Below are 11,596 nucleotides of genomic sequence, written 5' to 3' on the forward strand. Positions count from 1 at the left end.
GGAAAGTTCTCATAGTTAATTTGAGTTCCTGGTTCCCCAATGGATTGAGGCAATAACACCAACAGCTTCGCCAATTTCTACTAATTTATTTGTAGCTAGATTGACGCCGTAGTCTTTGGCGCAAATACCATATTCACAATTACAAGTTAAAATGCTTCTAATAGGAACTTTTTTAATTTTGGCAGTAATAATTTCTTGGGCTTTGGACTCAGTAATTAATTCATTGCGCGCTATAATAAGGGCGTTGGTTTTTGGGATGAACAAATGTCGCAACTAGCAAGCGTCCCATAATGCGTTGTTTGAGGGAAACAATTTCTTTGCCGTCACTCATCATAGCTTCTACAACAAAACCGCGGTCACTATTACGGTCTTCTTTGATAACAACAATATCTTGAAAGTTACGTCAACGCTAAACGACGCGTTAGATAAGCCTGACTCGGCTGTTTTGAGGGCAGTGTCAGTTGTGAACCTTTACGGGCTCCGTGAGTAGAGATGAAAAACTCAGAAACTTTCAGACCTTCTCGGAAAGAAGCTTTAACAGGGACTTCAATAATTTCACCTTTAGGGTTATTCATTAACCCTCTCATCCCTGCTAATTGAGTAAAGTTAGAAACACTACCACGTGCGCCACTTTCGCTCATCATAAAAATGTGGTTGTCTTGTTGAAATTCTTTCATCAAGCCTTCTTGAATTTATCACGAGATAGATTTTCCATTCGTTAATTACTAAACGACGACGTTCGGCATCTGTTAAAAAACCATCGTTGTACCAAGTCTCAATTTGAATATTGCAGGCTTCTACTTCTTGTAACAATTCTTGTTTATTGGAGTAAGTATTGATGTCTGCAAATGAAACTATAATTCCTGCGATAGTAGAATACTTGAAACCTAAGTTTTGATGTGATCTAGCATTTTGGAAGTTTCTGTAATTTTTCATTTTGTTTGAAAAAACATGCAATAATCATAGATAGAATTTTTGTTAAAAGGTTTAGGGGTGGGAAGTTTTTAGGAATTGTTGGGGTTGGTTCCTGGAGCTAAAAAATAAGCATCAGGGGGTTTTGACATCCAAATTAAACTGAGTTGGTTCGTTAATGTAGGGGGGAAACTTGGAGGCAAAATGTCATTAAAAATTAATTTTCCTAAAGTAGTCATTAAATATTTTTGACGTTGTTCTTCGGTAAATGATAAATTAATTGCTTGTGGTTTGATAAAAATTCTTGTGTGAAGGTGGATTTCTTTATTTTGATAAGCGGTTTTGGCTTCGTTGATGTCAGCAAAAAAAGCTCCTTCATTGCGATGTTTGTATTGGTGTTCTGCAGTTCTTTTGGGCAGCATCATGAAGCTGTTTATGGGTACGATCTTTTTTTTCTTAATGGTTAAATAGTAGTTTCCTAAAACCATATCTTGGGAAAGGTGTTACTACTGGATTGCCATTTTAGGGTCTAAAATGTTGTCTGAAACAAGCATCAATAAGCGCGCTTCGGCTTGGGCTTCTAAAGAAAGAGGGACATAAATTGCCATCTGGTCGCCATCAAAATCGGCATTAAAGGCAGGCGTAACTAAAGGGTGGAGGCGAATGGCTTTACCGTCAATTAATTTAGGATCAAAAGCTTGAATTCCTAAACGGTGTAGTGTTGGAGCGCGGTTTAAAAGGACCGGGTGTTCTTTGACTACTTCTTCTAAGGCGTTCCAAACTTCTTCATTCATTTTTTCATAAATGGTGTTGGCGTTTTTTTTGTCAATTCCTTTGGTTTCTTGTAGTTTTTTCAAAATGAAAGGTTTGAACAAAATAATTGCCATTTCACGAGGCACACCGCATTGGTGCATTTCTAAATCAGGACCTACAATAATTACGGATCGTCCCGAATAATCCACTCTTTTACCTAAAAGATTTTGACGGAAACGCCGCCCCATTTACCGCGTAGCATTTCGGATAAAGATTTAAGAGTGGGGCGATTTTTTTCGACGTTTGTTAACGTTTTTTTGCTAGTTTTGGCATTATCAAATAAAGCATCAACTGCTTCTTGTAGCATTCTTTTTTCATTTTTAATGATTAAACGAGGAGCTTTTGGAGCATTTGTTTTTTAAACGATTGTTGCGATTAAGGATGCGGCGGTAAAGATCGTTGACTTCAGTAGTGGCAAAACGACCACCATCTAAAGGAACCATCGGTCTTAATCCCCGGAGGCAATACAGGAATAACATCCATTACCATCCATTCAGGTTTGTTGTCTGATTGATGAAAAAGATTCGATGATTTCTAGTCTTTTAATAATGCTTTCTCTTTTTTGTTTTGGAATTTTCCGATAAAGATTTGCGAAGGACTTTGATAGTTTTTTTCTAAATTTAGATTTTCTAGTAATTTTTTAACTGCTTCGGCACCTGTTAAAGCTTACAAAAGCGTTTCCAAATTCATAAAGAGCTTCACTGTATTGGTTTTCTGTAATAATTTCTTTAGGTTTGAATTCGGTTTTTCCAGGATCAATTACAACGTAAGAAACATAATAAACTATTTCTTCTAATTGTTTAGTTTTGATGTTTAAAAGAATAGCTAAACGGCTGGGAGAAGAGTTAAGGTACCAAGTGTGGACGATGGGGGTTTGTAATTCAATGCGTCCCATTCTTTTTCACGACGCACTTTGGTTTTCGGTAAATTCAACTCCACATTTGTTACAAAATTGACTTTTGATGCTTACTTGTTTTTAGAACAAGCACATTGGAAATCAACTACTGGACCAAAAATCTTTTTGACAAAATAATCCTGATATCTCTGGTTTATAGGTGCGATGGATTAATTGTTTCGTAGCTAGTAACCTCACCATAAGGTACCACTGTCTGATTTCTTCAGGAGAAGCTAGACGGATTTTAAAAATAATCATAATCTCTACTACCGTATTCTTTGTCAGATGAAATAGAAGGGAAGTGGTTGTATAACTTAAATAGGTCGTTTAATTTTTGAAAAGCAAGGGGATTGGTTTCAAATGCTTTTGTAAGGACAGCCATTTTAGTTTGTAAAAGATCTTGAAAATCTTCCATTCCTAGTTCAGTAAGAATGTTAATAACGGCTTCACTCAAATCTAGATTTTGTAAATTGCGAGGTAGGGCGAATTTTTTTGAGGATAGGTAAAACTTCTAAAAAAGCTTCTTGCAGTAAAAGCCTTAACTCTTCTAAAGTAAAAGGTGTTAAAATCTTCCAAAGTATTGATTCCAGAAAGTTTTAATTTTTCTAAAACTGGAGATGAAAGATTTAAAGTTTCTACTGAAAGTAAATAATCTGTTATCACTCATCTTTAATTATAACCTTCCTTTTGTAATCAATTGTTATTTCCATTAACTTCATTTTCTTTAGTATCGGTTTTGATTGTTCTACATACAATCCTAAAGATTGCAATTCTTTAATATGAAAACTCGGAAACTTTCAGGAATGCTTGGTTTAGGAAGTGGAGTTCCTTGCACGATGGCACTGTAAGTTTTGTTTTCTACCTACAATATCACTTTTAACTGTTAAAATTTCTTGTAAGGTATGAAACAGCTCCATAAGCATAAAGCGCCCATACTTCCATTTCACCGAAGCGTTGTCCTACCGTTTTGGACTTTTCCTCCATAGGTTGTTGGGTCACTAAAGTGTATGGTCCTACGTTTCTGGCATGGAGTTTGTCATCTACCATGTGAGATAATTTAACCATATACATAACTCCTACAGAAATACGACTGTCATAGGGTTCGCCGGTGCGTCCGTCATATAAAACCATTTTGCCATCAGGATCTAAATTGGCTTCTTTCATGATTTCTTTAAGGTCGTAGTCATACTGCCGTCAAAAACAGGAGTTGCGACTTTGATGCCTAATTTTTGGCAGCCATTCCTAAATGGATTTCTAAGAATTTGTCCAATAGTTCATCTACTAAGGAACTCCTAAAGGATTTAACATGATATCAATTGAAATTGCCATCACCATAACCGTATAAGAGGTCTTCTTTAGGTAAGATGCGAGAAATTACACCTTTGTTTCCGTGTCGTCCTGCCATTTTGTCGCCTTCGTTGATTTTACGTTTTTAGCGATGAAAACACGGATGTTTTCGTTGACACCAGCAGGAAGAACATCACCGTTTTTTCTGGAGAAATAATGAACACTTTGAACGATCCCCCTTCACCAAAAAGGAACCCTTAAAGAAGAGTCTTTGTATTCGCGGGCTTTTTCACCAATTACAATTTGAATTAATTTTTCAGAAGGAGAAGGTTCAATGTTTCCTTGAGGAGATATTTTACCTACTAAAATATCTCCTTCTTTAACTTCGGAACCAGGAATAATTATTCCTCTTGCGTCAAGGTTTTTAATAGCATCAGCGCCCACGTTGGGAACTTCTCTAGTGATTTCTTCTTGACCGCTACCTTTTTTAATTCTCTAGTTTGAACTTCGTATTTATCAATGTGGATGGAAGTGTAGACATCGTGTTTGACTAATTCTTCTGACATAATGATGGCATCTTCATAGTTATAACTTCTTCCCAAGTCATAAAAGCCACTGTAACATTCCTGCCAAGTGCTAATTCGCCTTGAGATGTAGAGTCCACTTACTAAAATATCGCCTTCATTGATTTGTTCTCCCAAAACTACAATCCGGTTTTTGCAATACTAAAGTGTCTTGGTTGGATTTGGCAAAATTGATGAGGGTGTATTCGGCTTGGTGTTCTTTGTAGTTGTTCTCGTATAAAGCCTTGGCGGGCGTAGGTAAATTTTTTGGGTAGTATCGTAAAGGGTTTTGCCATTTAATAAGAGAACATTTTGGTTGGGTTTTTTAGTGATAATTATTTTTGAGCATCAACATAAGTAACAAATCCTGATTCGCGGGCAATAATTAAGCAACCTGAGTCTTTTGGCAGCGCGATATTCAACACCTGTTCCCAACAATAGGAGATTCAGGGATTAATAAAGGGACTGCTTGACGTTGCATGTTGGCTCCCATTAAAGCTCTGGAAGCGTCGTTGTGTTCTAAAAAAGGGGATCGAAGAAGTTGCAACAGAGACAATTTGTTTAGGAGAAAACGTCAGCATATGTTATTTGGCTTCTTTCAAAAATGCCTGTTTCACCGTTGCTACGAGCAATTATTTTTGTCTTGAAAATCATTATTGGCATCCAAAACAAACCCAGCTGAAATTAATAATTTACCTTCTTTTTTCTTGGTCAACTGTTAAATAATCTATGTGGAGCGAAAGGGTAGTTTTCCGTCTTGGTGCAAAACCTTAAAGAAAGGAGTTTGGATAAAACCGTACTTATTGACTTTGGCATAAGTAGAAAGGGATGTGATAAGTCCGATGGAAGGTCCTTCAGGAGTTTCAATGGGACATAATCTGCCGTAGTGGGAATTGTGCACGTCGCGCACTGTCAATGCCTGCGCGATCACGATTAATTCCTCCGATACCTAAAGCTGATACCCTTCTTTTTTGGGTTAATTCTGCTAAAGGATTGATTTGATCCATGAATTGCGATAAGCGTGAACTTGTGAAAAAAGTTTTGATTACACTCATTAAAAAGTAAAATTAACTAGGTCGCCTGGACCGTTAACTTCAGCTGAATTTGCTAGTGGAAATCATATCTTTGATATTTTTTTCAGCTCTGGTAAGACCAATTCGGAATTGGTTTTTTAACAATTCTCCAATTAATCTTAAACGACGATTTCCTAAATGATCAATATCATCAACAGTGCCTACGTTTTCATAAAGATTCAAATAATAATTAATACTTGCAATAACATCTGATAAAGTGATGTGTTTTTGGTTTCTCTTTGGTCGTTTCAATAAGCTTGACTTTGTGATATAGCTTACCTGATTCGTCTTTTTTGAAGTATAGACTTCTAAAATTTCGTTAAAAACTCCTTGACGGTCTGCTTCTTTTGATAAATATCTTTAGTTCTAAGAAAAATTCAGATACTTTTTCATCAAGATTGTGAATATTGTGTCTTAAATGATTGATAATATCGTCGTTAACTAAATTGTCTTTAGCTACTAAAACTTCACCAGTGCGAGAGTTGATGATGTTAGTTTTTGGTTAATAATTCGTTTTTTGGGGTCTTTTTTATATGCTAAAATCTCTTCATCAGTTTCTCTGTTTTCTAAATTATGTTTAGCGTCGAAGATTTCTTGAGCAAAAAATGACGATTTTGTTTCAGGATTGCAATTTTTTCTTTGGTTAAAAGTTCGTCTTTGTGCAATTATTATTTCTTGAGTTTTGGGATTGACAAATCGGCTGCCAAATAAGTGTTTTCAGCTCGGGTAAGAACGTCTAGTTTTTTGTTAAATTTGTATCTTTCCCACTTTAGGCCAGGTCGTATTTTTTTTGATCAAAAGTCTTGTTCTTGATAAAATCTCTAGCAGTGAAATGACAGGAACTTTTTCTGCCTTGACGGATTTTAGAATACAGTTCTACCAAAGCATTGTTGTTCGAGTCCATATCAGTTTCTTTATCAAAACAGAATCAAGGATAGCGCTTTTGCCAAAGACATTTCTGATTGCTTCTTTGCTGTCAAAACCTAGAGCATAAATAAAATTAGACAAGGGGATTTTTTTGGAACGATCTAGTTTGGCATACAAAATTTCTTTAGAGCCTTCTTCGTATTCAATCCAAGCACCACGAAGGAATTACTTATCCAGAATAAGTGGTTCTGCTTGAGTTTGCTGTCAAAATTACCTGCAAAATACACGCTAGCGGAACGTACAATTTGAGAAACTACTACTCTTCAGTTCCGTTGATAACAAAAGTCCCAGTGGGAGTCATTAGAGGCAATTCAGTAAGTAAAATATTGCTTTTGTTTAGTTTCGCCAGTTAAAACATTTTCTAAAGTAGTTTTGACAAATAATTGGGCAACATAACTTATATCTTTAATTTTAGTTTCTTCAATGCTATATTTTGGGGTGCTAAAAAATAATCATCAAAGTGAATTTTTAAATCCCCATTATAACTTTCAATAGGACAAAAAATCCTGCAACAATTCTTTAATACCGTGTTTTAAAACCAATCAAAAGATTGGTTTTGAATTTCAATTAAATTGGGCAAATCAACATCATAAATTGTTTTAGAATAATTACGACGTTGTGCTTTTTGCCATATTTGACATTATGATAACCCATCTTATGCTCCTATAAATTATTAATTGGTAGTTTGTTTTGCCAAAATCTTTATTTTTAATTGTGTCTTTGCGATTTTTGGGTTTTGGGGTTGGGGTATAAAAATAAAACAATGTAGAACTAAAAAACCTGAGAAAACTCAGGTTTTATATTACTTACAAGATAATAATTTATTGAAGTTCAACAACAGCTCCAGCTTGTTCTAACTTGTTTTTGATATCTTCTGCTAAAGCTTTGGAAACATTTTCTTTTGCCTTTAAAGAGTCAGGAACTTTAACAAAATTAGCAGCATCTAGCAAGCAAGCCTAATCCTGTTACTTCGCGCACTGTTTTGATAACAGCAAGTTTCTTTTTTCATCAAAACTTTTCATAACTACTGTGAATTCGGTTTTTTCTTCTACTTCAGCTGCATTATTTGCTCCAGGAGCTGCAACTGCTAAAGCAGTTGGGTCAATTCCAAACTCTTCTTTCAAACCATCTAATAATTCTTTAATCTCTAATAAAGACATTTCTTTTAAAGCCGATACAAAAGCTTTTCGTTAACTTAGCCATGTAAATTTCCTTTGTTATAATCTTTTCATTCATAAATTAATTGTTTATTGTTGGGGGTTTTATTGTTCTTTGGTTTTGTACTAGCATATTTGAATAGAAATTGCTTTAAAAATGTTGCAAAAAAGTTACAGCAACATTAGACAGCTACTTCTTCATTTGTTCTTTTTGAAGGCAAAGTAGCTAAGGTGTTTATTTCTTGCAAGGAGACAATTTTTTGTTCCACGATTCCAGAAACTATTTTAACTGCTTTATTTTTTTAGCAAAATTATAAATCTGGTTTTGATTGGTTCTGTAATATTCATGGAATAATAATTAAAAGCTTTTGCTCCTTTTAAAAAGGTAACTAAATCAGCTTGTTTGGCGTTGGTAACAGCTCTTTGCATGATGTTTTTGGGATATACTTTTACTTCACAACTAGTTTTTTTTAACTCACGACGCAGTTGCATAAAAGAGCTTACCGGTAAGCTTGCATATTCAAAAACAATAACTGTTTTGGCATTGCTAATTTTTTCTTGCAAAACAACAACTGAATCTATTTTTTGGCTAACTGAGTTTTATCATGTTTATGCCCTTTTCCTTCCTTCAAAATTTTGATCTTGATTATTGTGAAATTGTAACAGGGTCAATTTTAATACCTGGTGCCATCGTAGTTGAAATAGTAACACTTTTAATGTAAGTGCCTTTCACTGTACGAGGTTTAACAGCCATTAATTGAAGATATAAAGTTTTTTAAGTTTTCTAGTAATTTTGTCTCATCAAAAGAAACCTTACCTAATATGGCGTGAATATTCCCGCTTTTGTCTAGGCAGTATTCAATTTTACCATTTTTAATTTTCTTTGACTGCTTGTAAAACATCATTTATTTACAGTACCTGTTTTAGGGTTAGGCATTAGTCCTTTGGGTCCTAAAAGGCGCCCTAATTCTACTTAATTGCGGCATCATTTTGGGAGTAGCAACTAAGACATCAAAATCCAACCAGTTTTTGGCAATTTTATCAATTAAATCTTGGTCGCCTACGTAGTAGACCCGTTTGGGCTTCTTGTGCTTGTTTAGCTTGTTCTCCTTTAGCAAGAACTGCTACTTTTAAGACTTTACCAGTGCCATGTGGTAAAACTAAAACTCCTCTTAAATTTTGATCAACTTTTTTTAGGATCTAAATTTAGATGAAAAGCACATTCTACCGCAGCATCAAATTTAGCAACTTGAGTTTGTTTAGCTAAGCTAATAGCTTCTTGAAGCGGATATGTTTTTGCACAACATCAAACATTTGTAATGATGCTAAATATTTTTTGCCTCGTTTCATCGCAGTAATTCCTTTCTCAAAACAACTTGACATTTTTTTAGAAATTTTTTAATTTGAAATTTGAATAATTGGGGTAAAACTATTTTAATATTTTAACCTTTTACTAAAATTCCCATATTACGAGCTGTGCCTTCAATGATTTTGCAAGCTTTTTCAACGCAATAAGCATTTAGGTCTGAAGCTTTAAATTGGCGATTTCTTCTACTTGTTTGTGGGTGATAGTAGCTACTTTGGTTTGGCTTGCATTAGCAGAACCAGATTCAATTTTAGCAGCTTTTTTTTTTTTTTAAAAGATCACTTGCTGGAGGAGTTTTAGTTACAAAGTAAATGTTCTGTCCTCATAAACAGAAACGATAACAGGGATAACGAAAACCCATTTGATCTTTAGTTGTTCTTGTTAAATTGGGAATTAAAAAGCAGGAATATTAACTTGGGCTTGGTTCTAAAGCAGGTCCTACTGAGGAGCTGGATTACTTTTCCTGCAGGAATTTGTAATTTTACCGTTTTAACAACTTTTTTATGCATAAAAAACCTTTCTTTCGGAACAGGGACTTGAAATAAAAAACTTGATAATTTGAGTTGTTTTTATTCTTTGTTTGCGTTTCATTAAATTTCCAAATATTGTTTATATTGTAAATACAAAAAATATGATAAAATTTTTTAGACAACTTATTTTAACATAAATTTTAAATATTTGATAAAAATGTTAGAAATTATGCAAAAATTAAGATATTTCTTTTAAAGTCGTTGAAAGAAATTTCTACTGGAGTTGCTCTACCAAAACAAATCTACTTCCACTGTCATTTTTTCACGTCGTCATCAATACTTGATACTTCATTTATTTGACCCGAAAAACCAGAAATAATTTCTACTTTTTTGCCGATAAAATTTTTATAATCGGGTTTATTGATGATGCCCATTTTTAATAAAACAGGATTGATTCTGTTTTCAGATAAAGGAACTGGTTTTTCCAGGAACCCATCCTGCTGGAACCTAAAAACCAGTACCGTGAGTGTTTCTGACAACAAACCAAGATCGGTCAGTAATCATCATTTGAATAAAAACCAAAACTGGGGGTACATTTTACGCTCTTTAACCTTTTTTCCATCCAAACGAAAGCCATAATATTCTTTCTTGGGGAGACAAAACATTAGATACTAAATCACCTATGCCAATGCTTCTGACTCTCTTAACAAATCGTCTTTACAACATTTTCTGTTAACCTGAATAGTTTGAGCAATATACTACTTAAGGTGACATGTATTTTGGGAGTCTTTTCTGATCTTGTTGTTCTTGCGCTTGTGTCTCTTTTTATTTGTTTTTCTGTTTTATTCATTTTATTTGTTCAACAAATTTTTGATTTTGACACAAAATGGGTTAATTTGCCAATAACATAAGAATCATGGTGATGAACAAAAAGGGATTAAGAACAATGTGAAAAAAATAACTTTGTAATGTTTTAAACAAAATTTGTTTTAAGGAAGGCTAACTAATGTTACAAATTTGCAAAAATGTGCATCTTTGAAAAAGTAAATGAACCTATCGCAAAAATAAAAAAATCAAAAGAATCCAAAGCAAAGGCAATACCAATGCATAGTTTCAAAATGTTTTTGTTGCAATAATTGTCTACAAAGAGCAAGAGACACAAAATAGGAAGTGGTAATTAGTAAAATATTGAGCCAACTATATTCTCTTTGATTACTTTAATAACTGATTTGGTTTGTTTTGCCATATTTTAATTCTATAAAGTTAAAACTTTACTTAGTTTCTTGATGCAAAGTGTGTTTGTTAGTAACAAGAGCAATATTTTTTAAAAGTTAAACGTTTTGGGCTTTGATTGATCGGTTTGGTATTGTAATTGCGGTTTAGACACAAAAACACAAACTAAAAATATTTTTTTCAAAAAATAGCTCCTTTTATGTTAGAAAGTTGAAAAAAAAAAAAACATTAATTTATTTTCAAAACATCTTTTTTATTATATCATAAATCAGTGTTTTAGTAAAAATAAAATATAAAAATTAAGTGAAAAAAAAATATCCTGAAGAAAATGATGATGAATGTTGGATGAAAGATGGTAAGAAAAACTAACAGTAACCCAAATTAGATAAATGATTAGCTGCTTAAAAATGCTCGTGATTAGTTTTTTTGAGAGGCAAGGGTTAATTATCGCCAAAAATAAAAGTGGAGTAGATCATTAATGCAGCGGCAACACTTACATTTAAAGAATTGATTTTTTCCATACATAGGGAATTTTAACCAACAACCATTGTTGTTTTAATAATTTCTAATGCCTATTCTTTCGTTGCCAACAATAATAGCCAAAGAACTGTTTTTAGATTTGCAGAAAAGATTGGGAAGAATTGCTATTTGGTAACAATGCAGGATTAAAACTTCTGATTTTTTTTTAGTTTTAAAAATGGTTTGATGCAAATTAGTAACTAAAAAACTTTAGTGTATTCCAAGGCACCACAAGAAATTTTGGCAACTGTGGAATTGGAGTGGGACTTGATGTTTTTTACTCATAATAACACTATCCAAAGGCACAAGTTTCAACAGTTCTTAGAAAATGGTTCTAAGTTATGAGGGTTTATTAATGGAGTCTAAAAATTAAGAATTTTT

Annotated in this window: 2 protein-coding genes and 6 pseudogenes; all 8 read right to left on the reverse strand. The window is 33.6% G+C overall.

The genetic code is table 11. The features are described from left to right. Positions 1-3,287, reverse strand: a pseudogene (gene rpoC / locus ACEW7V_RS02130) (DNA-directed RNA polymerase subunit beta'); the annotation flags it as partial. Between the two features lie 26 nt (positions 3,288-3,313). Further along, a pseudogene (locus tag ACEW7V_RS02135) lies at positions 3,314-7,124 on the reverse strand (DNA-directed RNA polymerase subunit beta). A 167-nt stretch (positions 7,125-7,291) separates the two neighbouring features. Beyond that, a pseudogene (gene rplL, locus ACEW7V_RS02140) lies at positions 7,292-7,673 on the reverse strand (50S ribosomal protein L7/L12). 163 nt (positions 7,674-7,836) lie between these two features. Continuing rightward, positions 7,837-8,209: pseudogene (rplJ, locus tag ACEW7V_RS02145) on the reverse strand (50S ribosomal protein L10); the annotation flags it as partial. Positions 8,210-8,273: 64 nt separating this feature from the next. Next, positions 8,274-8,977, reverse strand: a pseudogene (gene rplA, locus ACEW7V_RS02150) (50S ribosomal protein L1). 92 nt (positions 8,978-9,069) lie between these two features. Continuing rightward, positions 9,070-9,502: pseudogene (rplK, locus tag ACEW7V_RS02155) on the reverse strand (50S ribosomal protein L11). A 275-nt stretch (positions 9,503-9,777) separates the two neighbouring features. Then, positions 9,778-10,002, reverse strand: coding sequence for a hypothetical protein (locus ACEW7V_RS02160; protein ID WP_374695305.1), 225 nt, complete (start codon positions 10,000-10,002; stop codon positions 9,778-9,780). 1,249 nt (positions 10,003-11,251) lie between these two features. After that, on the reverse strand, positions 11,252-11,407 hold the full coding sequence (locus ACEW7V_RS02165) for a hypothetical protein (protein WP_374695306.1): 156 nt from the start codon (positions 11,405-11,407) through the stop codon (positions 11,252-11,254). Positions 11,408-11,596 lie beyond the last annotated feature (189 nt).

This window comes from Areca yellow leaf disease phytoplasma, from assembly GCF_041920595.1.